Raw genomic sequence first — 466 nt, forward strand, 5'->3', positions numbered from 1 at the left:
GAGTTGCCGGAACATGTAAGTCGGCGAACGCGCCGCAATCCCAGGCGCGGCAACGGTCCCTTTGAGGTCAGCGCCGTGACAGGCCGCGCACTGGACGCGCAGATCGCTGTTGGTTGCCAGAGCCCGCCCTTTCTGAACGCTGCCGACCGGGACGTAGGCGATGAAACGAGCGAGCGAGTCCCGGCTGACAAAGTGTTCGACGTTTTCTGGGATCTCTATGATGCGCTGACCGATGGGCTCTTTCTCGGTGCCATCCACCGAAGCCAAGAACAAGTCTCTGACATGCGTTTTCGGCACGGCGTCGGTCTCTACGACCGCAATGTTCGCTCTCGGCTTGATCGATGCAAAGTAGGCCCCAGCCTCTCTGAGCTCCTGATCGGTCACCGCTTTAGACAACTTGATCATCAGATCGGTGGCGACCCGAGGCACCGAGTTCGTGCGCAGACCCGCCTTGAATTCCGCCGTC

General features: G+C 60.5%; 1 protein-coding gene. It reads right to left on the minus strand.

Annotated elements, in window-relative coordinates; all coding sequences use genetic code 11:
- On the minus strand, nt 1-466 hold a 466-nt coding region (locus tag ACZBJS_RS42940; RefSeq protein ID WP_463440366.1), incomplete at both ends, for a c-type cytochrome.

This window comes from Bradyrhizobium sp. KZN70725, assembly GCF_055264925.1.